The sequence below is a fragment of the Cupriavidus sp. LA-1 genome, from assembly GCF_055385985.1.
Window position 1 is genome coordinate 529,161 of record NZ_AP031388.1, and the last position, 25,667, is coordinate 554,827.

At 68.5% G+C, this 25,667-nt stretch carries 24 protein-coding genes; 12 read left to right on the forward strand and 12 right to left on the reverse strand.

Features of this window, described 5'->3' with window-relative positions; genetic code table 11:
* Positions 1-1,458: an amidohydrolase family protein gene (locus ACZ5MJ_RS21535; protein WP_464225673.1), complete on the reverse strand. Its 1,458-nt coding sequence runs from the start codon at positions 1,456-1,458 to the stop codon at positions 1-3.
* A 19-nt stretch (positions 1,459-1,477) separates the two neighbouring features.
* Entirely contained in the window at positions 1,478-2,827 is a 1,350-nt protein-coding gene (locus tag ACZ5MJ_RS21540; protein ID WP_464225674.1) for a uracil-xanthine permease family protein, read from the reverse strand.
* 297 nt (positions 2,828-3,124) lie between these two features.
* Between ACZ5MJ_RS21540 and sorA the strand changes: the two genes are divergently transcribed.
* The 4 genes from sorA to ACZ5MJ_RS21560 all read left to right on the forward strand — a co-directional run bounded on the left by sorA (position 3,125) and on the right by ACZ5MJ_RS21560 (position 6,014).
* Positions 3,125-4,387: a SorA family sulfite dehydrogenase catalytic subunit gene (gene sorA / locus ACZ5MJ_RS21545; protein ID WP_464225675.1), complete on the forward strand. Its 1,263-nt coding sequence runs from the start codon at positions 3,125-3,127 to the stop codon at positions 4,385-4,387.
* Between the two features lie 10 nt (positions 4,388-4,397).
* On the forward strand, positions 4,398-5,051 hold the full coding sequence (gene sorB, locus ACZ5MJ_RS21550; RefSeq protein ID WP_464225676.1) for a SorB family sulfite dehydrogenase c-type cytochrome subunit: 654 nt from the start codon (positions 4,398-4,400) through the stop codon (positions 5,049-5,051).
* Positions 5,052-5,152: 101 nt separating this feature from the next.
* Positions 5,153-5,539 carry an ArsR/SmtB family transcription factor gene (locus ACZ5MJ_RS21555; RefSeq protein WP_013952497.1) on the forward strand — a complete coding sequence of 129 codons (387 nt, stop codon included), beginning with the start codon at positions 5,153-5,155 and terminating at the stop codon, positions 5,537-5,539.
* Positions 5,529-6,014 (forward strand): SRPBCC family protein, encoded by a 486-nt coding sequence (locus ACZ5MJ_RS21560; protein WP_464225678.1) that lies wholly within the window; start codon positions 5,529-5,531, stop codon positions 6,012-6,014. Before ACZ5MJ_RS21555 ends, ACZ5MJ_RS21560 begins: the two co-directional genes overlap by 11 nt.
* Positions 6,015-6,102: 88 nt before the next feature.
* Here ACZ5MJ_RS21560 and ACZ5MJ_RS21565 read toward each other — a convergent pair whose 3' ends face one another.
* From ACZ5MJ_RS21565 to ACZ5MJ_RS21585, 5 genes are all read right to left on the reverse strand, one after another.
* Positions 6,103-7,110, reverse strand: a complete 1,008-nt coding sequence (locus ACZ5MJ_RS21565) for a Bug family tripartite tricarboxylate transporter substrate binding protein (protein WP_464225679.1) — start codon at positions 7,108-7,110, stop codon at positions 6,103-6,105.
* A gap of 105 nt (positions 7,111-7,215) precedes the next feature.
* Positions 7,216-8,361, reverse strand: coding sequence for an acyl-CoA dehydrogenase family protein (locus ACZ5MJ_RS21570; RefSeq protein WP_464225680.1), 1,146 nt, complete (start codon positions 8,359-8,361; stop codon positions 7,216-7,218).
* A gap of 43 nt (positions 8,362-8,404) precedes the next feature.
* A complete protein-coding gene (locus ACZ5MJ_RS21575; RefSeq protein ID WP_464225681.1) occupies positions 8,405-9,628 on the reverse strand; it encodes an acyl-CoA dehydrogenase family protein in 1,224 nt (407 codons plus the stop codon).
* Between the two features lie 13 nt (positions 9,629-9,641).
* Positions 9,642-10,331, reverse strand: coding sequence for an enoyl-CoA hydratase/isomerase family protein (locus ACZ5MJ_RS21580; RefSeq protein ID WP_464225682.1), 690 nt, complete (start codon positions 10,329-10,331; stop codon positions 9,642-9,644).
* Positions 10,328-11,560 carry a CaiB/BaiF CoA transferase family protein gene (locus ACZ5MJ_RS21585; protein ID WP_464225683.1) on the reverse strand — a complete coding sequence of 411 codons (1,233 nt, stop codon included), beginning with the start codon at positions 11,558-11,560 and terminating at the stop codon, positions 10,328-10,330. Before ACZ5MJ_RS21585 ends, ACZ5MJ_RS21580 begins: the two co-directional genes overlap by 4 nt.
* A 195-nt stretch (positions 11,561-11,755) precedes the next feature.
* Between ACZ5MJ_RS21585 and ACZ5MJ_RS21590 the strand changes: the two genes are divergently transcribed.
* The 3 genes from ACZ5MJ_RS21590 to ACZ5MJ_RS21600 all read left to right on the forward strand — a co-directional run bounded on the left by ACZ5MJ_RS21590 (position 11,756) and on the right by ACZ5MJ_RS21600 (position 15,199).
* Positions 11,756-12,688 (forward strand): LysR family transcriptional regulator, encoded by a 933-nt coding sequence (locus ACZ5MJ_RS21590; RefSeq protein WP_464225685.1) that lies wholly within the window; start codon positions 11,756-11,758, stop codon positions 12,686-12,688.
* Between the two features lie 221 nt (positions 12,689-12,909).
* Positions 12,910-14,163 carry an alkyl sulfatase dimerization domain-containing protein gene (locus ACZ5MJ_RS21595; protein WP_464225686.1) on the forward strand — a complete coding sequence of 418 codons (1,254 nt, stop codon included), beginning with the start codon at positions 12,910-12,912 and terminating at the stop codon, positions 14,161-14,163.
* A gap of 13 nt (positions 14,164-14,176) precedes the next feature.
* The gene (locus tag ACZ5MJ_RS21600) at positions 14,177-15,199 is read left to right on the forward strand and encodes a Bug family tripartite tricarboxylate transporter substrate binding protein (protein ID WP_464225687.1); all 1,023 of its coding nucleotides are present in this window, start codon (positions 14,177-14,179) and stop codon (positions 15,197-15,199) included.
* A gap of 56 nt (positions 15,200-15,255) precedes the next feature.
* Here ACZ5MJ_RS21600 and ACZ5MJ_RS21605 read toward each other — a convergent pair whose 3' ends face one another.
* Complete coding sequence (locus ACZ5MJ_RS21605) at positions 15,256-16,092, reverse strand: universal stress protein (protein ID WP_464225688.1); 837 nt, start codon at positions 16,090-16,092, stop codon at positions 15,256-15,258.
* 221 nt (positions 16,093-16,313) lie between these two features.
* Here ACZ5MJ_RS21605 and ACZ5MJ_RS21610 point away from each other — a divergent pair, with 221 nt between their 5' ends.
* Complete coding sequence (locus tag ACZ5MJ_RS21610; RefSeq protein ID WP_464225689.1) at positions 16,314-17,228, forward strand: aminotransferase class IV; 915 nt, start codon at positions 16,314-16,316, stop codon at positions 17,226-17,228.
* 33 nt (positions 17,229-17,261) lie between these two features.
* Here the strand turns inward: ACZ5MJ_RS21610 and ACZ5MJ_RS21615 are convergent, their stop codons facing one another.
* The 3 genes from ACZ5MJ_RS21615 to ACZ5MJ_RS21625 all read right to left on the reverse strand — a co-directional run bounded on the left by ACZ5MJ_RS21615 (position 17,262) and on the right by ACZ5MJ_RS21625 (position 19,999).
* Positions 17,262-18,152 carry a LysR substrate-binding domain-containing protein gene (locus ACZ5MJ_RS21615; RefSeq protein WP_464225690.1) on the reverse strand — a complete coding sequence of 297 codons (891 nt, stop codon included), beginning with the start codon at positions 18,150-18,152 and terminating at the stop codon, positions 17,262-17,264.
* A 144-nt stretch (positions 18,153-18,296) separates the two neighbouring features.
* On the reverse strand, positions 18,297-19,226 hold the full coding sequence (locus ACZ5MJ_RS21620; protein ID WP_464225691.1) for a 2-hydroxyacid dehydrogenase: 930 nt from the start codon (positions 19,224-19,226) through the stop codon (positions 18,297-18,299).
* 2 nt (positions 19,227-19,228) lie between these two features.
* Positions 19,229-19,999, reverse strand: a complete 771-nt coding sequence (locus tag ACZ5MJ_RS21625; protein WP_464225692.1) for a class II aldolase/adducin family protein — start codon at positions 19,997-19,999, stop codon at positions 19,229-19,231.
* A 142-nt stretch (positions 20,000-20,141) separates the two neighbouring features.
* Here ACZ5MJ_RS21625 and ACZ5MJ_RS21630 point away from each other — a divergent pair, with 142 nt between their 5' ends.
* Positions 20,142-20,813, forward strand: a complete 672-nt coding sequence (locus ACZ5MJ_RS21630; protein ID WP_464226567.1) for a Crp/Fnr family transcriptional regulator — start codon at positions 20,142-20,144, stop codon at positions 20,811-20,813.
* Between the two features lie 157 nt (positions 20,814-20,970).
* Positions 20,971-21,366 (forward strand): hypothetical protein, encoded by a 396-nt coding sequence (locus tag ACZ5MJ_RS21635; protein WP_464225693.1) that lies wholly within the window; start codon positions 20,971-20,973, stop codon positions 21,364-21,366.
* A 73-nt stretch (positions 21,367-21,439) separates the two neighbouring features.
* On the opposite strand, the gene ACZ5MJ_RS21640 is transcribed toward ACZ5MJ_RS21635, so the two are convergent.
* Positions 21,440-22,336: a LysR substrate-binding domain-containing protein gene (locus tag ACZ5MJ_RS21640; RefSeq protein ID WP_464225696.1), complete on the reverse strand. Its 897-nt coding sequence runs from the start codon at positions 22,334-22,336 to the stop codon at positions 21,440-21,442.
* 112 nt (positions 22,337-22,448) lie between these two features.
* On the opposite strand from ACZ5MJ_RS21640, the gene phnA reads away from it, so the two are divergent.
* Together phnA and ACZ5MJ_RS21650 are read left to right on the forward strand one after the other, a co-directional pair.
* The gene (gene phnA, locus ACZ5MJ_RS21645; RefSeq protein ID WP_464225697.1) at positions 22,449-23,669 is read left to right on the forward strand and encodes a phosphonoacetate hydrolase; all 1,221 of its coding nucleotides are present in this window, start codon (positions 22,449-22,451) and stop codon (positions 23,667-23,669) included.
* 88 nt (positions 23,670-23,757) lie between these two features.
* Positions 23,758-25,449, forward strand: coding sequence for a Na/Pi cotransporter family protein (locus ACZ5MJ_RS21650; RefSeq protein WP_464225698.1), 1,692 nt, complete (start codon positions 23,758-23,760; stop codon positions 25,447-25,449).
* Positions 25,450-25,667: the final 218 nt, after the last annotated feature.

The window sequence follows — 25,667 nt, forward strand, 5'->3', positions numbered from 1 at the left end:
TCAGGATGCCTCCCTGCCGACATGACGGGCCTGCAGTGCGCGGTGTACGTCCGCGGCGTCGTGCAGCTTGCGGATCGGGGCGTTGGCGATGGTGTCCTCGGCCATGGCGTGAATGGACCGCATCAGCGCGCGGGCGTCCCAGTCCGTGGGCCAGCCCTGCCACAGGCGCAGGCTGCCATCGACAAAGACCGCGCGGATCTGGTCGCGGTTGGCCAGGCGCACCAGCTCCCAGGTCAGGTCCCACGACGGCGTCAGTTCCGGCACGTCCAGGTCGACCAGCAGGAAGTCGGCGCGCTTGCCGGCGGCGATCTCGCCGGTGAGCGCGCCCAGGCCCGCCACATCGGCCGCGTCGTGCGTGGCCATGTCGACCCAGCGCCAGCCCGCGCCGCACGAGGAATCGCCCACGCCGATGCCAAAGGCAAAGCGCTGCGCGGCCTCGGCATAGTCCAGCAGGCGAAAGCCGTCGCTGCGGGTGCCGTCGGTGCCCAGGCCCAGGCGCACGCCGAAGGTGGCCATGGTCTCTGCCGGCGCCACGGCGTTGCCCTTCCAGGCGCTGGCCACGGGGTTGTAGGCCACTGCCGTGCCGGTGTCGGCCAGCAGGCGGATCTCCTGCGGCGTCACCAGCGTGGCATGCGCCAGCAGCGCCGCCGGGCCCAGTGCGCCGACTGCGGCGAGATGTTCGATCGGACGGCGCCCGCACGCATTGAGCGAACGCTCCACCGCCACCAGGTGCTCGTTGGCATGCGTCTGGAAGATGCGGCCGGACTCGGCGCACAGCTGGTAGACGTGGTGCAGCATCGCGTCAGAGGCCACCTCGGGGATCGAGATCGCCAGCGACGGTGCCACCAGCGGATCGCTGGCGTACTTGCCCAGGTGCGCGGCGGCGCGGCGCAGGATCGGCGCGGCGTCGAGCGTTTCCGCGCCGGGCTTGTCGTTGCAGATCAGGCCCAGCACGCAGCGCACGCCGGCATCGGTGGCCGCGCGCGCGACCGCATCCAGCCCGGCATCGCTGCGCGTGCCGGCATCGACCACGGTGGTAAAGCCACCGCGCAGCGCTTCCAGCGCCGCCAGCTTGGACGACAGGTACAGGTGCTCCGCCTTCAGGCTGCCTTCCAGCGGCACCCACACGCGCCGGAAGATCTCCGACGGCTCGCCGAACACCAGCGACTTGCCGAACGACTGCGTCAGGTGATGGTGCGTGTCGATCATGCCCGGCATCAGCAGCATGCGCGGCAGCGGCAGGGTTTCCAGGTCCGGGAAGCGCGCGGCGACTTCCTCGGCCGTGCCGACGGCCGTAAAGCGGCCGTCCTCCACCACCACCGCGTGCCCGCGTACCGCGCCCTGGCGCAGCAGGGTCCATTCCGGCAGCAGGATGCGCGGGTGTTCGAAGCTGTCCGGCCGTATCGCCGGGTTCAGGTCGCCGGGCCAGGCCGGCATCGATGCATTACGTTCAGTCATTGCGATTCAGAAAGCAGGGTCAATGCGTGGCGGCGGCATCGTCGCGGCCTACGGGCCTCGCTGCCGCGGCCCGCAGACCGGTATGGAAAAACAGGAAGTTGAGCAGCGCCGCGGTGATGGCGCCCATGGCCACGCCATTGCCCACCAGGATGCGCAAGTTGCCGGGCAGGCCGCCATAGATGCCGGGCACCAGGATCGGCAGCAGGCCCACGGCCAGCGCCACGGCCACCACGTACATATTGGCGTGGTCGCGCAGGTCCACCTTGCGCAGCATGTCGATGCCCATGGTGCCGACGATGCAGAACACCACCAGCCCGGTGCCGCCGACCACCGCCTCGGGGATCGCGCTGATCAGCGACGACACCGGCACCAGCAGCCCGAACACCACCAGGATCGCGCCAGACATCGCCGTGACAAAGCGCGAACGCACGCCGGTGGCACGCACGATGCCGATGTTCTCGCCGCTGGTGATGATCAGCGAGGTGCCGAACATCCCGCCCAGCAACGATGCCAGCGCATCGGCGCGGATAGTGCGTGGCACGTCGCGCTGCTGGTCCACCGGCCGGCCCACGGCATCGCTGATCGCCAGCGTCTGGCCGGTGGCCTCCACCATCGAGATCACGGCAAACACCATCAGCGGGATCGCGGCCACCACATCGAAATGCGGCCAGCCGAACGGGAACGGCGTGGGCAGCGCCAGCATCGGCGACATCGACACCTGGCCAGGCTGGAACGCGCCGGCCAGCCCCGCCACCAGCGCACCGCCCAGGAGCCCGAGCAGGATCGCCAGCTGCGCCAGCATGCCCGACAGCAGGCGCGATGCCGCCACCGTGCAGGCAATGGTGGCAAACGCCAGCAGCAGGTTGAGCGGTTCCACCGTGCTGCCTGCGGCCGGATGGCCGGCAACCAGCTTGCCCGACACCTGCGCCAGGTTGATCGCCACCAGCAACAGCATCGTCCCCACCACTACCGGCGGGAAATAGCGCAGGCAGCGCCGGAACACCGGCAGTACGCAGAAGTAGAAGACACCAGTCAGGATCACCGCGCCGGCCGCGGTCTGCACATCGGTCTGCTGTGCGATCAGGATAAACAGCACGATCGGCGCGCCGCCCGGCAGCATCACGAACGGCAGCCGGGCACCAAGGCCGCGCTTGCCCAGCGACTGCAGCAGCGTGCCGAGGCCGCAGACCACAAAGGTGGCGCTGAGCAGCTGCACCGCCAGCGCGGGCGAGAAGTTCAGCGCCTTGCTCATCAGGAAGACCGACGCGATCGGCGACGCGGCCATGACCAGTACGTGTTGAAGCCCGAAGACAAACAGGCGCCGCCATGGCAGCCGTTCATCCACCGGCGCGGGGGCGGGGTGGGACATGCTTTGCTCCTCGTTTGGTGAGTGGGCGTTGTGCCGTGGCGTAAAAACCACTTGCTGCGTCTGTGCGCAATTCGCCGCAGATGTTATCGATTTCCGCTAACAAAAACGTTTTTGTAAGTGTAGGGAATCGGTATTCGCGATGCAAGCAGTTTCTCTGCGCACCGCCTGCGGTCTTCCCCTATATTGATTGAATCGATAAGTGCTAGCGGCAAAACACGTTTCACAAGTTGACGCAGGGGCCTCAAAGTACGCGCCATAGCGCCTTGCGCCACACAACACGCCTGAAGGAGACGCCCCATGCGAGACAAGAACAGTCCGGCGGAATCTGCCGACCACGCCCGGCCACAACCGGCACGGCGCCGCTTTGTCCAGGGTGCGGGCCTGCTCGCGCTCAGCGCCTCGCCGCTCGGCGCGCTGGCCGCGCGCGTCAGCGACGGCGTCACGCTGGCCGACGGCCCCCGCCCGCTGGTGCGCTATCCGGGCAAGCGCCCGCTGGTGCGCGTCAGCACCCGGCCGCCCCACCTTGAAACGCCCTTCTCCGCATTCAATGAGGGGCCGATCACCGCCAACGACGCCTTCTTCGTGCGCTACCACCTGGCCAACATTCCGCTGTCGGTGGACCTCGCCACGTTCCGCCTGTCGGTCGGCGGCCATGTCGACAAGCCGCTGAAGCTGTCGCTCGATGAACTGAAGCAGCTGGCCGAACCGGTGGAGATCGTCGCCGTGAACCAGTGTTCAGGCAACAGCCGCGGCTTCTCCGAACCGCGTGTGTTTGGCGCGCAGCTGGCCAACGGTGCAATGGGCAATGCGCGCTGGACTGGCGTGCCGCTGCGCAAGGTGCTGGAACAGGCGGGCATCAAGGCCGGGGCCAAGGTAGTCACGTTCAACGGGCTCGATACGCCGGTGCTGCCGAGCACACCGGACTACCGCAAGTCGCTGGATATCGCGCATGCCATGAACGGCGAGCCGATGCTGGCCTGGAGCATGAACGGCGAAGACCTGCCCCTGCTCAACGGCTACCCGCTCAAGCTGGTGGTGCCGGGCTACTTCGGCACCTACTGGGTCAAGCACGTATTCGAGATCGAGGTGCTGGACCACCCCTTCGAAGGCCATGATGCCTTCTTCATGACCACTGGCTACCGCGTGCCGGACAACGACTGCCAGTGCGTGGCGCCCGGCACGCCGGCGGCCAAGACGCGGCCGATCTCGACGCTGGCGGTGCGCAGCTTTATCACCAGCGTGGGCACGGGCGGCGTGCTGCCCGCCGGACGCACGGTGGAGCTCAAGGGCATTGCCTTCGATGGCGGCTCCGGCATCCGCGGCGTCGAGGTCTCGGTGGACGGCGGGCAGAGCTGGCAGGCCGCCACGCTCGGGCAGGACCTGGGCCGCTTCTCGTTCCGCCCCTGGCAACTGCCGGTGAAGTTCGCGCGCAAGGGCCCGGCGGTGCTGATGGTGCGTGCCACCAGCAACCAGGGCGAGGTGCAGCCCGCCAAGGCCAACTGGAACCCGGCCGGCTATCGCCGCAATGTCATTGAATCCACGCCGGTCACCATTGCCTGAGGAGCGCGCCATGCATCGATCCATTCCCTCCATGCTGCTCGCGCTGGCCTTGCTGGGCGCGGGTAGCGCATCCGCAGCGCCGCAAGACATCAAGCTGCCGCCGGAAACCGTCAAGCTCAAACCCGCGAAGCTGCCGGGCTACGGCATCGCCATGCAGAAATGCGCGATCTGCCATTCTGCCGACTACGTCTCCTACCAGCCGCCCGGCATGAGCCTGACGCAGTGGACCGCCGAGATGAAGAAGATGAAGAGCGCCTATGGTGCGCCGATCGACGATGCCGAGATCGAGCAACTGGGCGCCTACCTGGCGGTGGCCTACGGCTGCGCGAAGATCAAGGATCCGGAGATCGTTGCGATCGCACAGAAGGCGGGCCAGCCTGCGGCGGCGGCTCCTGCCCCCGCTGCGACTGGGAGCGTGGATGTACAAGGCTTGCTGGCCAAGAACGCCTGCCTGAGCTGCCATAGCGTGACGCAGAAGGTGGTGGGCCCGGCCTATCACGAAGTCGCCACCCGCTATAAGGACGACGCGCAGGCGCAGGCCAAGCTGGAAGCCAGCATTCGGGGCGGCAGCACCGGCAAGTGGGGATCGGTGCCGATGCCGCCCTTTGCCGGACTGAAGCCGGACGAAGTCAAGGCGTTGGCGGAATACGTGCGGCAGCAATAGTCCCCCACTCCGCTCCCGTCCATGCAAGGCGCCCCGGCTGATCCCGGGGCGCCTTGCATTCTGGCCTTGCGGTTTCCAGCCAACTCCTTATACTTAGCCACATGGCTAACCATTGTGCCGAGTTTGCAGACGTGTCCCAGGCTGTCGATATTTCCCCGCTTTCCGACGTGTTCTACGCGCTGGCGGACCCGACCCGCCGCGCCATCGTCAGCGTGCTCGGCCGCGGGCCGGAAACGGTCTCGGCGCTGGCGGCACCGTTCACGATGGCACTGCCCTCGTTCATGAAGCACCTGCAGGTGCTGGAGCGCAGCGGCCTGATCCGCTCGCGCAAGACGGGGCGCGTGCGCACTTGCGAACTGGTACCGCAACCGCTGTCAGACGCGCAGCAATGGCTGGCCGATCAGCGCGCCATGTGGGAGGCCCGTACCGACCGCCTGGCCGCCTTTGTCGAAGCCCTACACCAGGAGGAACAGTCAGATGCCGAATGAAAACGCCGCCAGCCCTGAAAACCAGGACCTGGTCATCTCGCGCCTGCTCAAGGCCCCGCGCGCCAAGGTCTGGCGCGCATGGAGCGACCCCAGGCTGCTCAAGGAATGGTGGTGCCCCAAACCCTGGACCACCGAGGTCCTGGCCTTCGACATGCGCCCGGGCGGCGCCTTCCATACCCTCATGAAAGGCCCGGACGGCGGCACCAGCGACAACCCGGGATGCTTCCTCGAGATCGTGCCGATGGAGAAGATCGTCTCCACTTCGGCGCTGGTGGCCGGATATCGGCCTGCCAAGCCGTGGCTGTCGATGACCGCGGTCATCACCATGGCTGATGAAGGCGACGGTACCCGCTACATTGCGCGCGTGATGCATCCGGATGAGGCCACGCGCAAGCAGCATGAGGAGCTGGGGTTCCATGAAGGCTGGGGTACCTGCATTACGCAGTTGGAAGAGTTTGCGCAGCAGTTGAAATAAGGCTGCGGCACGCAGGCGCCGGGCGGATGGCCATCCGCCCGGCGCCATGTTTTTCTGATCCCATGCCGCGACCTCACGCTGACCTGCCCTACTTCCCCTGCAGCCCCGCCACCTTCACCACCTCGCCCCACGCTGCCAGGTCGGCGCTGACCAGCTTGCCCAGGTCAGCCGGGCTCGACGGCGCGGCCGGCTGCAAGTTCATCGCGGTAAATTTCTCGCGGTCTGCCGGCGTCTGCAGGATACGGTTCACCTCGGCATTCAGCCGGTTGACGATCGGCGCGGGCATGCCCCTGGGGCCGAAGATCGCGACCCAGCTGGCTTGCCGGAAGGGCACGCCCTGCTGCGACATGGTCGGCACGTCCGGGGCCGTCAGCAGCCGCTCCGGCCCGGACACCGCTATGCCGCGGATGCGGCCGGACATCAGGTGCGGGATCGACGAGATCGCGTCGGTGATGCCGATGGTGACATGGCCCGCGGCCAGGTCGTTGCTGCACTGGGTGGCGGTCTTGTAGGGGATGTGGCGTAGCTGGATGCCAGTCCTGGCCTTCAGGTATTCCATGGCTAGGTGGCCGCCCGAGCCCACGCCCCAAGAGCAGTACGCCAGCTCCGTCTTGCTGGCCTTGGCGTAGGCAATCAGCTCCTGCAGGCTGTGCACCGGCACGCTGGCGCTGACTGCCAGCAGGTTGCCGATGGGTTCGCTGGGGCGCGCAATGGGCGTGAAGTCCTTGAGCGGGTCGTACTGCAGCGACGGCGTGGTCCACGGGTTCACGGTCATCGTCGCGGCGTAGGTGAACAGCAGCGTGTAGCCGTCGGGCGCGGCGCGCGCCACGGTCTCGTTGGCGATGATGCCGTTGGCGCCGGGGCGGTTGTCGACCACCACCGGCTGCTTGAGCGCCGCGGTCAGGCGCTCGGCCACCAGCCGTGCGGTCTGGTCGGTGACGGTGCCCGCGCCCGAGGGCAGCACCATGCGGATAGCCCGGTTGGGGTAAGGCGATTCGGCGTGCGCGCTTGCCGCGCCCGCCAGGGCCAGCGCCGCGGCCAGGGCTGCTGCGCGCGTGATACAGGCCCTGCGGGCGCCAGTGTGCTGGCTGCTCATATTGCTGTCTCCGTTGCGGCGCATTGGCCGCGCATGCCGGTACGTTGCCGGCCGGTCATGGGCGGGCGCGCCGGGCAGCGGCCCGGGCACCCTGGCTGAACCGGCTCAGGCTTGCGCCTGCGCCGCGTGATCGAGTGCCGCCAGCCGTTCGTAGTGCCAGTCGGCATCGCCGAACAGATTGGCGTGGGCGGCCAGGCGCTTGTAGCAGTGCCCGATTTCCATCTCTTCGGTCATGCCCACGGCACCGTGCAGCTGCACCACGTCTTCGCCGAGCGCGCGCCCGGCGTCCGAGACAAAGGCCTTGGCATGCGACACCGCGCGCATGCGCGCCTCCGGATCGCCAGGCAGGGCCTGGGCAGCCAGCTCGGTGATGGCGCGCGCCTGCTCGACGCTGACATAGAGATCCACCAGCCGGTGCCGGATCACCTGGTTGGCGGTCAGCGGGCGGCCAAACTGCTCGCGCGTCACCAGGTAGTCGCGGGTCAGGTCGAACGCGCGCGACATGGTGCCCACGGCTTCGGCGCAGGCCATCACCGTGGCCTGGTCGATGGCGGCTTCCACCAGCGGCCAGGCACCATCCACCGGGCCGACGCGCGCGCTGTCCGGCACGGTGGCGCGGCGCAGCGTCACGCTGGCGGTCTGGCGGCCGTCGTAGGTCGGCAGCGCGTCGACGCTGACGCCGCGCGTGCCGGCCGGGACCGCGAACAGCGTCAGGCCGTTGCGGTCGCGGCGCAGGCCGCTGGTGCGCGCCAGCACGAGCAGCACGCCGGCGCTGCCGCCGCCCAGCACCAGGGTCTTGCGGCCATCCAGCGTCCATTGACCCGGCTCATGCTGTTGCGCAGTGGTGCTGATATCGAAGGCGTCATAGCGCCCCTGCGTTTCCCATGCGGCCAGTGCCAGCAGGGCGCCACCTTCGGCCATCGCCGCCGCGGTGGCGGCATGGGCGGGATCGCCGCAGGCTGCCAGCAGCGGCGCGCACAGCGCGGCATTGGCCAGCCAGGGCTCGGCGGGCTGGGCACGGCCCAGTTCCTCGGCCAGCAGGGCCTGGTCCGCGCTGTCGCCCAGGCCGCCGCAGGCTTCGGGCAGGCCCACGGCCAGCCAGCCCATTTCGGCAAATGCCTGCCAGTGCCTGCGCGAAAAGCCATCGGGCTCGGCCAGCGCCGCGCGGCGCTGTTCAAAGCCGTAGCCGCGCTCGACATAGCGCCGCACGCTTTCCTGCAGCATGCGGCGATCGTCCGTTGAATCGCTCATGTATTTCGTTCCTTGTCCTGGGTTGCGGGCACGGTTGACGGCACTAAAGGCCCAGCACCTGCTTGGCCAGCAACTCGTGCTGGATTTCGCTGGAGCCGCCGGCGATGGTGAAGCCGCGGGTGACAAAGCGGCGCGCCGATGCCGCCGCGGCGTATGCCGACTGGCCCGGTTGCGGCACGGCGGGCTCAAAGTGCGCGGCGCGGTCGTAAGCCAGGGTGTCCGGCCCCAGCGCATCGACCGCCAGGTTCTCGATGTCCTGGATCAGCCGGCTGCCCAGCAGCTTGAGCATGCCGGTTTCGGGCCCCAGCGTCTCCCCGGTGCGCGCCCGCTTGCGAAAACGCAGCACGGTTGCCGCCAGCGCTTCGAGCCGCACCTCCAGCGCGCGCAGCCGGCGCGCAAACCACGGGCGCTGCGACAGCGGCTGGCCGCCCTCCTCCAGTTCCTCGCCGATGGCGCGCACCTTGGCCAGGCGGCGGCGGTTCTCGGCCACGCGCGCCAGGTTCAGCCGCTCATGCTCGAGCAGGGATTTGGCGATGGTCCAGCCAGCGTTCTCTTCGCCGACGAGGTTCTCCACCGGCACTTCCACCTCATCGAGAAACACCTGGTTGAACAGGTGCCAGCCATGGATGCCCACCAGCGGCCGCACGCTGACGCCGGGGCTGCGCATGTCGATCAGCAGGAAGCTGATGCCCTGCTGCGCGCGCGCCTCGGTATCGGTGCGCACCAGGCAGAAAATCCAGTCGGCGTACTGCGCGTAGGACGTCCAGATCTTGCTGCCGCTGACCACGTAGACTTCGGTGCCGTCCGGCCGCGTCTTGCGCACCGCGCGCGTCTTCAGCGAGGCCAGGTCGGAGCCGGAGTTGGGCTCGGAATAGCCCTGGCACCACCAGTGCTCCTGGCTCAGGATGCGCGGCAGGAAATACTGCTGCTGCGCCGGCGTGCCATAGCGGATCAGGATCGGGCCGATCATCTCGAAGGTGATGCCACCGCTCTCGGGCGCATGCGCCAGCACCAGCTCTTCCTGGAATGCGGCGCGGCGCTCGGCGCTCCAGTTGCAGCCCTGCCATGCAGGCGGCCAGTGCGGCGCCAGCCAGCCGCGCTCGGCCAGCCGGTGCTGCCAGTCGACCAGTTCCTGCTTGCTGACTTCCAGTCCGAGACGGACTTTCTCGCGCACGGCATGGGGCAGAGACCGGGCGACGAACTCGCGCACCTCGCGGCGGAAATCCTGCAGCGACGCGTCGTCGTCGGTGGTGATGGAATCTGTCATGGAATGTCTGTCCTCAGGAGTCCTTGTCGCGCGCACCGGATGCCCTGCGCATCGTCGCGGCGCGCATGCCGCCCTTGATCGCGGCCACGCCGTCGGCCGGAAAGCCGCCGATGGTGGCGGCCAGGCCGCGCGCGCGGTCCAGCACCTCGGCGTCGTCGACCAGTTCGGTGGCAATGCCCAGCCGCAGCAACTCGGGCGCGGGCACGCGGTCGCCAAGCAGGCACAGGCGCGCGGCCACGGCTTCGGCATGGCGCAGCGCCAGCCAGTCGGCATTGCGTGGCGCGGCCATGCCCAGGCGGACCTCGCCGATCTGCAGGAAGGCACCGGCGCCGCAAACCAGCAGGTCGCCAGCCAGCGCCAGCGCCGCGCCACCGTTGATGGCATGGCGCTCCAGCGCCACGATCCATGCCTTGCGGCTATGCAGCAGGCCCAGGTGGACGCGCTCCCAGACCGGCGCAAACGCGGCCAGACCGCCGGGCTCCGCCTGCAGCGCCTGCAAGTCCAGGCCGGAACAGAAGGCACCGTCGGCGCCGCGCAGCAGCACGGCGCGCACGCTGTCGTCGGCGGCCAGGGTCTCGATGGCGTCGCCCAGCGCGCGTGCCAGCGACATGTCGACGGCATTGCGACGGGCCGGGCGGTTCAGCACCAGCTCGGCCCAGCCGGCATGGCGCTGCAGGAGCACGGGGGACTGGGGCGCGTTCATGCCGGCTCCTGCTGGTCTTGCTCGATGGACTCGACGCCGATCGCGCCGGCGCGGGCCATGGCGTCGATCTCTGCTTCGCTGTAGCCAAGCTGGGCCAGCACTTCGGCCGTATGCTGGCCGAGCCGCGGCACCGCGGGCGTGCCGCCTGCCGGCAGGCTGGCCATGGTGAACGGCAGCCCGGGCAGGTCCAGCTGGCCGCCCTCGCCGTCAGCGACGGGCCGCAGGATACCGTTGGCGCGAACGTCCGGACTCGCCTTGACCTGGTGGTAGTCACGCACCACCCCCACCACGACCTGGTGGCGCTCCAGCAGCGCGCGGGCGGCGTCGCCGCTCAGGTGGCGCATGGCCTCGTGCAGGATGGCCAGCAGCGCCGGGCGGTTCCGCACCCGCAGCGCATTGCAGGCAAAGCGCGCGTCGTGCGCCAGCGCCGGCTGGCCGATGGCTTCGCACAGGCGCGTCCAGTGTTCGTCCAGATAGGCCGACAGCACGATATGCCCGTCCGCCACCGCGATCACATCCGCAGCCGGCGCAGCCTTGGGCTGGCTGTTGCCGCTGCGCACCGGCAGCGCGCCGGAGCACTGGTACTCGGCCCACAGCTGGGCCTGCATCTGCACGCCGACCGACAGCAGCGAAGTCTCGATGGTCTCGCCGGCGCCGGTGCGTTCGCGCCGGAACAGCGCCGCCAGGATGGCGTTGCCGGTCGCAAGCGCGGTGGCCGCGTCGATCAGCGCGAAGCCCGCCTTCAACGGCTGCCCGCCGGCCTCGCCGGTGACGGACATCATGCCGCTCTCGGCCTGGGCGGCAATGTCCAGGCCGGGGCGCGTGCGCGACGGCCCGCGCGTGCCGAAGCCGCTGACGGAGGCATAGACCAGGTCAGGGCGCGCCGCGCGCAGCGTGGCGGCGTCCAGCCCCAGCGCTTCCATCACGCCCGCGCGGGTGTTGTGCAGCACCACGTCGCTGGCCAGCGCCAGCCGCCGCGCGGCGTCCAGCCCGCCGGGCGTGCGCAGGTCCAGCGCGATGCCGCGCTTGCCGCGGTTGTAGGCCAGGTACATCGGGCTCTGCGGGCTGGTGCCGTCAAAGCGCCGCGCGCTGTCGCCGCGCAAGGCCTCGACCTTGACCACGTCGGCGCCCAGGTCGGCCAGCATCATGGCCGCACCCGGCGCCGCGATGAACTGCCCGAACTCCGCCACGCGTATGCCTGCCAGCGGCAGGTCTTGCCGGTTCGCCATGCGATCCACTCCTCGTAGGTGCCGGCGCGGCCGGCGGGTTGAGACGATGTGAGTCGATCATGGGGTAGCACGGTGCATCACGACAGATGCCAAAACCGCGCTCGCGTAAACCGTCGGTTACCACTCTCGGGTTATCCCGAGGTGCCCGGAATACCGCTATGCTGCGGCCAATACGTCGTCTGAGTGGAGCAATCCATGCGTCTGAGCCAACTGCAGGACTTCATCGCCGTTGCCGAGCACGGCAGCATCCGCGCCGGCGCCCGCGTGCGCGAAGTGTCGCCGCCGGCACTGACCAAGAGCATCCGCCAGCTGGAAGAAGAACTGCATGTGCCGCTGCTGACACGCACCACCCGCGGCGTGGTCCTGTCGCGCTTCGGGGAAGCCTTCCTGCAACGCGCGCGGCTGATTGCCACCGAGGCGCGCAAGGCCAGCGACGAGATGGCCCAGATGCTGGGCGCGCGCAACGGCGTGGTGCGCGTGGGCGCCACCGGCGGACCGGCCCACTTGCTGCTGCCGGCCGTGCTCACGCGCTTCCGGGCCCAGCACCCCGATGTGCTGGTGTGCATCGACAGCGGGGTCTACCCGACCTACCTGGACGACCTGCGCGCAGGGGTGATGGACATGGCGATCAGCCCGGTCCCGGATGAGGGCGTCGAGCGCGAATTCACCTGCGAGCCGCTCTACAACAATGATTCGGTGGTGGTGGCGCACCGCGAGCATCCGCTGCGCAACGCCCGCCGCCTGCGTGAGCTGGTCGGCTCGGACTGGGTCCTGACCGGCCAGCGCATGCATGGGCCGGGCGCTGCCATCCTCGACGCCTTCCGCGCGCACGACCTGCCGCTGCCTCGCGTGGCGGTGCGCTGCGACACCATCGGCATCATCCAGTCGCTGCTGCAGGACCGCCACCTGCTATGCGTGCTGCCGCGCCAGATGGTGGCCGGCCGGCTGGCCGCCAGCGGCCTGGTGCCGCTGGCGATCGAAGACAAGCTGCCCAGCCATACGGTCAGCCTGATCTACCGTGCCGATTCGCCGATGACACCAGTGGCCGCGCAGTTCGCCACGCTGCTGAGGCGCGAAGTGCACTACCTGTCCAACATGGCCGACAGCCCGCTGCGCCGCCAGGGCTAAGGCACAGGGCTACAGCAGCGCGCACCGGCCGGGAACTCCCTGCGCTGACAAGGTGCTAACCAGTGGTTTACACCTGAAATTCCCGAAGCCCTGCCGTGCCGCACCGGCGCTCGGTTTGCGGCCGGCGCGCCGCATCCCGGCGGGATTTTCCCCAATCCCTGCGCAGCGCCTTCTTGCGTGACAGTGGCGCTGGAGACGAACTGGATCGCAGGGAGGCAGGCATGCAGGACATCGAAGAACGGCCGGCTGCGCTGGTCACCGGCACGGGGATCGACAGCGCCGGCGACGGCGTGTGGTTGCTGCACGGACAAGGACAAAGCTTTGTCGCCGACGTGGGCGAAGGCCTGCTGGTGGTCGACAGCGGCCCCGGCGGGCACGTCACGCGCGGCATGATCGAGGCGCTGCGCACGCAGACCGGGCTGCCGGTGCTGGCCATCTGCTACAGCCACGGGCATATGGGCTACAACGCCGGCCTGCAGCAATGGCTGGACCACGCCGCCGCGCGCGGCGAGCCCGCGCCGCGGGTGCTGGCCCACGTCAACGTGCTGGCGCGGCAAGCGCGCTACCGCGAGACCCGGCGCATGCAGGAGCGTATGGCGGAGATCCAGTTCCGCCAGCCGGCCGGCGCGCTGGCGGGCAAGCTGATCCATATCGAACCCACCGAAACCTTCGCCGACGGCCTGACGCTGGGCCGGGGCGAGCGCCGCGCGGAAATCCTGTGGGCACCGTCCGAGACCGACGACGCCGTGGCCGTCTGGCTGCCGGGCCGGCGCCTGCTGTATGGCGGACCCGCGGTCATCGATTCGATCCCGAACATCGGCACCCCCTTCCGCACCATGCGCGACACCGTGCGCTGGGCCGACACGCTGGAACGCCTGGCCGGGCTGCAGCCGCGCACCGTGGTGCGCGAGTTCGGCGCCACGCTGCAAGGCGAGGAGGAATGCCGGCGCGTGCTGTGCCAGACTGCCAAAGCCCTGCGCTGGCTGCGTGCCGAGGTGGTACGGCTGATGAACGCGGGCTGCAATGAACGACAGGTGCTGGCCGCGCTCAAGCCGCCGGCGGAGCTGTTCGACCAGCCCTGGATGCGGCCGACGTATGGCGACCCCAGCTACATCGCGCGCGACATCTACCGCTCGGAGAATGGCTGGTGGGACCGCAATGCCACCACGCTGCATCCGGCGCCGCAGCAGCAGGCGGCCGCCGAGATCGCCGCGGCCGTGGCCGACCACGCCGCCCTGATCCGCCACGCCCAGGCCCTGGCCGCGCGCGGCGACACGCAGCTGGCGCTGCACGTGATCGACGTGCTGGCGCTCGCGCCGGATGAGACGCCCACCGTGCGCGAGGCCCGCCAGCTCAAGGCCGCCTGGCTGCGCCAGCGCGCCGCGCAGATCCGCAGCTATGTATCGCGCAGCCTGTATGGCGCGGCCGCCGACGCGCTGGAAGACGACACGGCGGACAACTTCGGCATGCATTAATCAGGGAGACCCCATGCCACGAGCAACCCATCCGGTGACGACGGAACTGCCTGGCAATGCGCGCCGCCGCGATGTGCTGCGCGGGCTTGCCGCACTCGGTCTCGGCGCAGCGGCCGGCCCGCTGTATGCCAGCAACGCCTGGCCCGCCAGGCCCATCCGCCTGGTGGTGCCGGCCCCGCCCGGCGGCGGCACCGACCTGTTCGCGCGCACACTGGCCCAGACGCTCGGCAAGGCGCTGGGCCAAACCATCGTGGTCGACAACAAGCCGGGTGCCACCGGCATCATCGGCAACGACGCCGTGGCCAAAGCCAGCCCCGATGGCTACACGCTGCTGTTCACCTACGCCGCCACGGTGGTGATCAACCAGACCCTGCAGCCGAAGATGCCCTATGACGGCCTGCGCGACCTGGTGCCGGTGGCGCAGATCGGCGCGGGCGGCAATTTCCTGGTGGTGACGCCGGACTTCCCGGCGCGCACGCTCAAGGAATTTGTCGCCTACATGCTCAAGCACCCGGATGCATACGACTACGGCTCGTGGGGCATCGGCTCGGGCGGCCACCTGACCATGGAAGCCCTCAAGATGCAGACCGGCATGAAGCTGCGCCACGTGCCGTACAAGGGCGTGGCGCAGATCCTGACTGACATGCAGGGCGGCGTGGTAAAGGCGGCCTTTGTCGATACCTCGTCGTCGCTGCCACTGGTGCGCGCCGGCAAGCTGCGCGCGCTGGCCATCAGCGGCACGCGCCGCGCGCCGGTCACGCCGGACGTGCCGACCATGACCGAGCAGGGCTACCCGTTCGATACCGACAGCTGGTATGGCCTGTTCGCGCCGGCGGGCACCAGCCCCGCCATCGTGCATCGGCTCAATGCGGAGGTGAATCGCCTGCTGGCCGACGCGCCCATGCGCGAGCGCTTCCTGCAGCTGAACATGGGCATGGCGCCGGCCAGGAGCGCCGAGCAGTTCGCGCAGACCGTGCACGCCGACGTGGGCGTGTGGGGCAAGGTGATCCAGGCCAACCACATCACAGTCGACTGAAGACCACCAGGGGCGCAGCGGTCACCCCCTTGCCTCGTGCCCGCGCCGGTCCGTATTCAGTGCGAGAACAGCACCGGCACCGTCATCGACTCCAGCACCACCCTGGTCACGCCGCCGAGCACCAGTTCGCGCAGGCGCCCGTGGCCGTAGGCCCCCATCACGATCAGGTCCGCGCCAAAGTCCGACGCACGCGACAGGATCAGCTCGCCGACGGCCAGGTCGGCCCCGCCCGGGCCGTGCATCACCTCGGCCGACACACGCCGCCGCTCCAGCAGGCGCACCGCGTGGTCAACCGGCGTGGCATCGGCGCGGGGCTCCCTTGCCCCGTTGCCGGCGCTGAGGATGCACGCCCGCGCACCGGCCATCAGCGGCAAGGCATCGTGCACGGCACGCGCCGCCTCGCGGCTGCCGTTCCATGCCACCAGCACGCGTGCGCCGACCGAGGGGAAAACACCGGCGCACGGCACCACCAGCGTCGGCCGTCCGCTTTCGAGCAGCAGCGCTTCCAGCAATTGCCGCGCGACGGGCCCCTCGGCATTGTCGGCATCGTACTGGCCGGAAACGACCAGGCCGGCCTCGCGCGCCTCGCGCAGCGCCAGCGTGACCGGGTCGCGATCCACCGTGCGCCAGTCGCATGCCACCGGCAGGTCCTGCGTGGCCGCCGCGAAGGCACAGCGCATGCTCTCGCGCCGCAGCCGGCGCCGCTCCTGATCTTCGGCCAGGCAGCGCTGGGCATTGTTCATGAGGTAGAACCAATTGGGATCAGGCACGCGCCCGGCCAGCAGGCCGATCAGCGGACACTGGCTGGCGGTGGCAAGGCGTGCCGCGATCTGCAGGCGCTGCATGGCCTGCCGGTTGCCATCGAGATGAACCAGGATGCTGTCGTACGCCATGATGCCCTCGCGTCCGAATCGTCTGCTTTCAGTCTAGGGCGCTGCCGGGGACCTGCGGGCACGGCGGACTGACTTGCCGATCGCGCCAGTGGAAACCTCAGGTTTCCACGGTGGAATCATTTTCTGGACTCCCCCGCCCGCAAACCCAAACCTAGACTGCGTTCCAAGCCCGCTACCGCTGGTGACACCTTTCTCTTCCCCCTCCCCCCAGCAGGCGGATCATGACTACACAAGACTTCTCCCGCGGCGCCGCCTATGTCGACGGCGCCTTCGTGCCGATCGGCGACGCACGCATCTCAGTACTGGACTGGGGCCTGACGCGCTCCGACGCGGTGTATGACGTGGTGCACGTGGTGAACGGCGCCTTCTTCAGGCTGCAGGCGCACCTGGACCGCTTCAGGCGTTCGATGGCGATGCGGCGCATGGACGTGGGCATGACGAACTGCGAGATCCGCTGCAACCTGCATGAGGTGGCGGCCCTGTCCGGGCTTCGGGATGCCTACGTGGCCATGGTGGCACTGCGGGGACGCCCGCGCATCCATGGCTCAAGGCGTCCGGAGGATTGCCAGAACCATCTGGTCACCTATGCGATCCCGTGGGTGGACGTGGTGCCCAAGGAAGTCCAGGAGCGCGGTGCCAGCCTGCTGATCGCGGATGTGCCGCGTGTGCCGGATGCCAGCGTCGACCCCACCGTCAAGAACTACCAGTGGAACGACCTGACCACCGGGCTGTTTCAGGCGCATGACGAAGGCTTCGATTCCGTCGTCCTTTGCGATGCCGATGGCTATGTGACCGAAGGCGCTGGCTTCAATATCTTCTCGGTCTGGAACGAGCATGTCTGGACCCCGGACCACGGCTGCCTGCCGGGCATCACCCGCGCCACGGTGCTGGAACTGTGCACCGAACTGGGCATCCCGTTCACCGTGGGCCCGCTGCGGCGCGCGGAACTGGAAGGCTCCGAGGAGGCCTTCATCACCTCTTCGGGCGGCGGCGTCATCCGGGTGCGGCAGATCAACGACAAGACCCTGCCGCTGGCCGAGGAAAGCCCGGTCTACAAGCGGCTGCGGCAAGCCTACTGGGATGCCCATCGCAACCCGCGCTTCCACGAGCCGGTCGGGTATCACGCCTACGCCTGACAGCCGGGCAGCTTGCCGGCAAGGGCCGCGGCCCTACACCGCAAGGTCATCGGCGTCGCGCGCGGCCTTCAGCGTGCCGATCAGCCAGTCGCTGAAGCGGCGGATGGCGGGCTCGTCGGCGCGGTCCTTGCGTACGACCAGCACATAGGTGCCCGCGCGCGGCATGTCCGGCACCACCTGTTGCAGCACGCCGCGGGTCAGCCGCTCATCGGCAAAGATATCGGCAAAGAGGCCGGGCCCCTGGTCCAGGTGCACGGCCTCGAGCACCGTGGTGAGCGCGCCCAGGCGCGGCCCCTGCAGCGTTCCCACGTGGAATCCCAGCGCTTCGAACCAGCTGCGCCAGACATCGGTGAAGCGCTCGTGGACCAGGGTCTGCGCCAGCAGGTCCTTTGCCGTCTTCACTTGCGGATGCGCCCTGATCCAGGCCGGCGATGCAAGCGCCATCAGTCGGGGACGAACCAGCGCCATGTTCACGAGTTCGGGATCATCGCGAAACCCGTAGGAAATCTCGATATCGAAACTGTTCTTGTCGAACTTGCGGGCCTCCATCGGGATGATGTCGAAGGCCACGCTGGGCATGCGGCGCTGGATCTCATGCAGCCGGGGGAGCACCCAGAACGTCGCAAAGCCCGGCGGCGCGCAGACACGAAGCTCTTCGGTCTGGCCCGGAGGACGGATCTCGGCGGTGGCGTCAGAGATCAGTTCGAACGCCTGGCATACCGTCTTGTGGAAGCGCACGCCCTGCGGATTCAGTACGGTGCCGCTGGCGCTGGTTTCGACCAGTGCCGCCCCCAGCCACGATTCAAGCTGCCGGATCTGCCGGACCACGGCAGTATGCGTGACATTCAGCTCCGCCGCCGCACGGCGCAGGCTGCCGGCCTTGCCCAGCACATAGAAGCACTTCAAGGCCGTCAACGGGGGCAAGCGCAAGGAATCGGTCGGCATAAGGGGGGCAACGCGGGGGCAAAGCGTGACTGGATGCGGTACTTTGCCTGGCTCCGCCGCTGGCCCTGGGCTTGGCAGGCAACCGCATCTTATCGCAGGTCACCAGCCATGCCCACAGGGCGATCAATACCCCGCTTGCCGGTCCACCTGGTTCAGCAGTGCACGCCCGTCGCGCGCGCGCCGCAGGTTCTCGATGCACTGCTGTGCAACCAGCGGGTACGAAGGATCCGCCGCGATATGCGGCGTGGCCTCGATGCGCGGATGGTTCCAGACCGGGTCGTCCGCCGACGGCGGCTCCTTGGCAAAGACATCCAGCGCCGCGCCGGCAAGGTGCCCTTCGTCGATCAGTGCGACCAGGTCGGGCTCGACCACATGCTCGCCACGGCCGACATTGATGAAGAAAGCGCCCTTGGGCAGCCGCGACAGCGTCTGCCGGTTCAGCATGCCCTCGGTGCTCGGCGTCAGCGGCAGCGTGCAGACCAGGATGTCGCTTTGCGCCAGCATCGCCTCCAGGCCGTCGTCGCCGGTAAAGTCCGTCACGCCGGGCAGGTGCTTGGCGCTGCGGCTCCAGCCGCTGACCGGGTAGCCGATGGCGGCAAACATGCGCGCCACCTCGCTGCCGATCTCGCCCAGCCCGAGCACGCCCACGCGGCAGCGCGAGAGATCGCGCCCCGGATGGCGCTTCCATTCGCCGCGGCGCTGCTGTTCGGCGTACAGGCCGAGCGCACGGGTATGGCGCAGCGCCATCGCCAGCACAAAGCGGGCGATGCCGGCCTGCTGCCCGGGATCGACGATGCGCGTCACCGGCATGTTGTCGGGCAGGTCGGGCGCGGCCAGCAGCTTGTCGACGCCCGCGGTGGCGGCGCAGACCAGCCGCAGCTTCGGGTAGGCCGGCAGCACGCCCGGCTTCAGGCCCCAGGCGATGATGGCTTCGACATCTTCCGCGACGGCGGCTTCGCGGCCGTTCCACACGGTGATGTCCGGCGCGGCTTCGCGCAGCGCCGCGGTGATGGGGACCGCCATGAACGACGGCAGGTGAACGAGGATGGCCATGGTCAGTTGCGGTAGTCGGGGTTGATGCGGTCGAGGCGGCGCAGCAGGCCCGGCCATGCCAGGCTGGAGCCCTTGCCCTTGGTGGCCTGGCGCGCCTGCTGGCCCATGTTGGCGCCGGCAGCCTCGGGCACCATGGTCAGCGGCGTGCCGCCGCTTTGCGCCAGGATCTGGATGCGGCAGGCCGACTCCAGCGTGTACATGGTCAGGAAGGCATCGGATACCGTGCGCCCGCACGTGAGCAGCCCGTGGTTGCGCAGGATCATCTGCTTGCAGCGGCCCAGGTCGGTCACCAGCCGCGCCTTCTCGTCGTCGCGCAGCGCCACGCCTTCGTAGTCGTGATACGCCAGCCCGGTCAGCGCGAACATCGATTGCTGCGAGACCGGCAGCAGGCCCGCCTGCTGCGCGGACACGGCGACACCGTGCGAGGTATGCGTGTGCATCACGCAGCCGACTTCGGGGCGAGCCTCGTGCACTGCGCTGTGGATGATGAAGCCGGCCGGGTTGACGTCATACGGCGTTTCCAGCACGGGCTGCCCTTCGTGGTCGACCTTCACCAGGCTCGATGCCGTGATCTCGTCGAACATCATCCCGTACGGATTGATCAGGAACTGGTCCGGCGCATCGGGCACGCGTGCCGAGATATGGGTGAAGATCAGGTCGTCCCAGCCAAAGTGGGCGACCAGGCGGTACGCGGCCGCCAGGTCCACCCGCATCTGCCATTCGGCGTCGGAGACGCGGTCCTTTACGGATTCGACAAGCTGGATTTGCGCCATATGCGTACCTCCCGGGGGCATGTGAGTCATTGATCCGATGTATTCTCCGGGCGCACCGCGCCAAAGTCTGTTAAGTATTGGACAATCTCGGCTCCTGCAGGAGAGCGATGTGAAGGGTCAGGTGAAGAGTGCCTTGAAAGCGGTGGAACCAGTGCGCACGCTGCCGCGCAGCGTGCTGGCCAGCGGCTGGCTGCGCAACGCGCCGCCGGGCGTGCTCGATGCCGTGTCGAATGCCGCACGCCGCCAGCGCTTTGGCGACGGCGAGATGATCTTCGCGCGCGGCGACCCGCCCACCTACTTCTGCATGGTGCTGTCCGGACGTGTGCGCATGAGCCGGGTCAGCACCGGCGGGCGCGAGTCGGTGTACTCGGTGATCGGGCGCGGGCGCTGGTTCGGCGAGATCTCGCTGCTGGACGGCAAGCCGCGCACGCACGACGCCTTCGCCGTCGGCAACACCGAACTGATGGTGCTGAGCCAGCGCGATTTCCACCGCATCCTGGCCGCGCATCCGGAAGGCATGCAACTGATCGTGCAGCAGATCTGCGCGCGCCTGCGCGTGGCGTTCGACCATGCGCAAAGCGCGGCGCAGGCACCCATCGACGCACGCATGGCGGCACGGCTGCTGGAACTGGCCGACCGCACCGACCACGTCGTGCGCATCAGCGCGGAGGACCTTGGCGATATGGTCAACCGCTCGCGCCAGACCGTGGCCAAGTACCTGCAGGCGTGGGAGGACGCAGGCCTGATCCGCCGCGAGTACCGGCAGATCGAACTGCTCGATCCGGCGGCGCTCAAGCGCCTGGCCAGACGTTGACAGCCGCGCGCGGTCTGCAGGCCGCGCGCGCAACTAACCTGCACCGGCCCCGATGGCAAGGGTGGTTAACGACCGTTGCAAAATCAAACAGAATGTCAGGTGCCTCGGCGCTACAGTGGTCTCTCCCTTGCCTGTAGGCGTTCTAGGAGGTACACGAATGAAGCAACATCTGGCGAAATCCCTGGTCATGGCTGGCGCGATGATCGCGTCCTGCCCGCTGTTTGCCCAGCAGGCTCAGCCCCTGCAGCCGGGCCAGCCCATGCCGATGACGCAGCCGATGCAGCCGATGCCATCCACTCAGCCGGCGCAATCCGCACAGCCAGTGCAAGCCATGCCGTCAGCAGCGCCCTCGGCCCAGATGGCACCCGCAGCGGGCGGCAGCTATGCCCAGGCGCCTGTACAAGCGGCCCAGCCGGGCATGGCGCCGGCAGCCGCCGACCCGACCATGGCCAGCAACCCCGCCTCGGCCATGGACCCCGCCAGCGCGAGCCTGGCGCCCGATGCACTGGGCACGCGCCTGGGCCGACGCAACCCGTTCCTCGACGGCGCCTGAGCGCCCGTCAACGCAGGCCCGCATCGCGCGGGCCGCGCGCCACACTCACCTCACTTCCCGGCCGCGCCCCGCTTCAGTTCTGCGCGGCCGTCTCTCCCTGCTGCTGCAGCCATTCCAGGAAGGCACGCAGATGCAGCGGCTTGTCGGCATCGCGCGGCACCAGCGCATGGTAGGTATTGCCCGGTGCGCGGATGGCGGCGAACGGCGTCGCGATGCGCCCGCCCGCGCGGTCTGCTTCCAGCGTTGGAAAGGTGCCGATGGCAAAGCCCAGGCTGTCCGCCACGGCCTGCAGCGTGACGAAGAAATGGTCGAAGCGCAGCGTGCGCACCGGCAGCAGCGACGCATGTCCCGCCTGCTGCAGCCACGATTCCCAACTGCCCGGCCGGGTTTCCGTATAGAGGAAGACGCCATCCACCAGGTCCTCGACGCCTTGCAACGGCACCTGCTCCAGCATCGCCGGACTGGCAATCACCGTCTGGTACTCCGAAAAGATCGGCACTGACTCGAACTGCTCGCCGCGCTCCAGGGTGCGCCGTATCGCCACATCAAAGGTGCCATTGAATCCCGCCTCGTTGCTGAAGGCGGTCGACACACGCACGTCGACCTCGGGCTGCTGGCGCCGGAAATCATCCAGTCGCGGAATCAGCCAGCGCATGGCAAAGGTTGCCGGCGCATTGACGCGCACCACCTTGCGCGTGGCGATGCGGCCATAGCGCTCGGACGAGGCGCTGATCTGGTCGAACGCCGTGCTGATCTCGCGCGCGAACGCCTGCGCGTGGACCGTGGGCACCATGCGCTGGCCCTGGCGGATAAACAACGGCTGCCCCAGCCATTGCTCCAGGATCTCGATCTGCCGGCTGACCGCGCCATGGGTCAGGTGAAGCTCGCGCGCGGCCGCCGAATAGCTGCCGGCGCGGGCCGCAACCTCGAAGATGCGCAAAGCGTTGAGCGGAGGCAACTTGTGCGGCATTGTGAGATTTCCTGACAGGATCTGGAAAATAAACTCGATTGTGAGAGTTTATCGCCTAACTTAGCATGGGTCTCGGGCAAATCCCATCGACAAATCCTCCCCAAGAGACGCCATGAGCACCCAGATCCAGGTCAACGGCCACCCTTACCAGCTTCCCGCCCGTCCCACCGTCATTGTCTGCATCGATGGCTGCGAGCAGGAGTACATCAACCTTGCCGTGCAGGCGGGCGCCACCCCCTTCTTCGCCAGCCTGGCCAAACGCGGTACCGTGCTGACCGGCGACTGCGTGGTCCCGTCGTTCACCAACCCCAACAACCTGTCGATCGTGACCGGCGTGCCGCCGTCGGTGCACGGCATCTGCGGCAACTTCTTCTACGACACCGAAGCCGGCGCCGAGGTGCTGATGAATGACGCCCGCTACCTGCGCGCGCCCACCGTGCTGGCCGCGGCAGCACAGGCCGGCGCCTCGGTGGCGGTGGTCACCGCCAAGGACAAGTTGCGCGCGCTGCTGGGCCACGGCCTCAAGGGCATCTGCTTTTCGGCGGAGAAAGCGGACCAGGCCACCATCGAGGAAAACGGCATTGACGACGTGCTGCGCAAGGTCGGCATGCCGCTGCCCTCGGTCTACAGCGCCGACCTGTCCGAGTTTGTGTTCGCCGCCGGCGTGGCCTTGCTGGAGACCGTGCGGCCGGACCTGATGTACCTGTCCACCACCGACTACATCCAGCACAAGCACGCGCCGGGCACGCCGCAGGCGAATGCCTTCTACGCCATGATCGACAGCTACCTGCAGCGCCTGGACGCGCTGGGCGCGGTCATCGGCGTCACCGCCGACCATGGCATGAATGCCAAGACCGATTCGCTGGGCAAGGCCAACATCCTGTTCCTGCAGCAGGTGCTGGACGAGCGCTTCGGCACCGGTGCCACCCGCGTGCTGCTGCCCATCACCGACCCCTACGTGGCCCACCATGGCGCGCTGGGCTCCTACGCGACCGTGTACCTGCCCGCCGGCACCGACCAGCGCGCCGTGCATGCGGCCATCGCCGCGCTGCCCGGCATCGAGCTGGTGCTGGACAAGCGCGCCGCCAGCGAACGCTTCGAACTGCCGCCCGACCGCATCGGCGACCTGGTGGTGGTCAGCGAACGCCTGACCGTGCTCGGCACCACGCCGGCACGCCATGACCTGAGCGGCCTGGATGCCCCGCTGCGCTCGCACGGCGGCCTGTCCGAGCAGAAGGTGCCTCTGCTGTTCAACCGGAAGGTCAGCGCTCCGGCGGGCCAGCGGCTGCGCAACTTCGACATCCTGCGGCTGGCGCTGAACCACGCGGATTAGAGCCGGTACGTGCCGGCCAGGCTGGCACGCTCCATCAGCAATCCGATAAAGGTGGCCGCGAAGACGGCCACCACCAGGGAGCGGCACCATGCAAATCCTGCTTTCCCTGATGTCCGGGGTCGCACTACTGATCTGGGGCGCGCACGTAACGCGCCACGGCATGCTGGAGGTATTGGGGCCGCGCTTGCGGCTGGCGCTGGCCGCGGGCACGGCCAGCCCCGCGCGCGGGTTCCTGGCCGGGCTTGGCGTGACCGCCCTGATCCAGAGCAGCAGCGCCACGGCGCTGATGACGAGCGCATTCGTGGCAGGCGGCCTGGTGTCGTTGCCGGCGGCACTGCCGATCGTGCTCGGCGCCGACGTCGGCACCAGCCTGATGGCGCGCCTGCTGTCGGTCGACATCTCGTGGCTCTCGCCGCTGCTGCTGGTCATCGGCATCGGCCTGCGCCTGTCCGGCAAGGCCAGCCTGCGCGGGCAGACTGGCGAAGTCATGGTGGGACTGGGGCTGATCACGCTGGCCTTGCAGCTGATCCGCCTTTACGCCGCACCGCTGCTGCACGCGGAGATCGTGCGCGCCATCTTCACCTCGCTTGGCAATGACGCATTGCTGGCCCTGGTGATCGGCGCCCTCGTGACGCTGCTCGCCTACTCCAGCCTGGCCGCGGTATTGCTGACCGCAACGCTGGCCATGGGCGGTGTTATCGGCCCCGCCACCGCCTTGCCGCTGGTGCTTGGCGCCAACCTTGGCAGTGGCCTGATTGCCTGCCTGGCCAATTCCGGCAGCGCGCCAGCTGCCCGGCGGGTATCGCTGGCGAACCTGATCTTCCGCTTCGTGGGGATACTGGCATTCCTGCCGCTGCTGGATGCCATGCCCTCGCTGCTGGCTCGCCTGGGCAGTAGTGCCGGGACCATGGCCATCGACTTCCACATGGTGTTCAACCTGGCCCTGGCCGCTACGCTGATCTGGTTCGTCAACCCGGTAGCGTCTCTTTGCACGCGATGGCTGCCCGATGCACACCAGGACCCAGCGCCCGGTGGCGCGCGCTACCTGAGCCAGGGCGACCTGCGGCACCCGTCCGTCGCCCTGGGCAACGCCACGCGCGAAGTCGTGCGCATCGGCGACGTCATCGAAGAGATGCTGAACGGCATGAAGCTCTCCATCGTCGGCAACGACCGCGCCATGAACGCCCGCTGCCGGGCGCTGGACGACCGCATCGACGAACTCTATTCCTCCGTCAAGATGTACCTGACCGACGTCGATGCCGGCAGCCTCGACGGCGAGGATGTCGCGCGCTGGGACGAGATCATGCTGGTCAATATCAACCTGGAGTATGTGGGCGATATTGTTGAACGGATCCTGGTCGACCTGGACCAGCGCAAGCTCAGCCGCAACTTCCGCTTCTCGGATGAAGGCAGCGCGGAACTGCTGGAGCTTTGCGACATGCTGGTGGCCAACCTGCGTACCAGGATGTCGCTCTTTGTCGCCAGCGACCGCGCGGCCTCGGCATTGCTGCTCGATTGCGCCAGCGACTTCCAGGCGCGCGCCGAGCGCTTCACCGCCCGCCATATTGCGCGCGTGGCGCAGCGCCGCACCGCCAGCGTGGAGACCAGCGCCTTGCATCTGGATATCCTGCGTGAGCTTTCGCAGATGAATGCGCTGCTTTGCGCGGCGCCGGCGGGGATGCCTGGTGCCCTGCGCATTGCGCTTGCTGAAGACACGCCGTTCCTGGCCGACGACATCCCCGGCGCGCCGCATGCGCAGGAACGCTTGCTTGGTTCGTGATGGTGTAAGCAGGGGGAAGGCGGATTGGATTGTCGCTATGTCGCCGGTTTGGGGTTCTTGGCGGGGGGGGACCGGCTGGCCTCATGCTCGTTGGCTTGCTTGAGTATGTAGGACGGGTTTAATGTTGTCGTAGGTTTTACGGCCTGGTTCCGCCCAGCAGGGCGGAACCAGGCGGTAAAGCCTACGACAACAGGGAACCCGACCGACATACCCAAGCA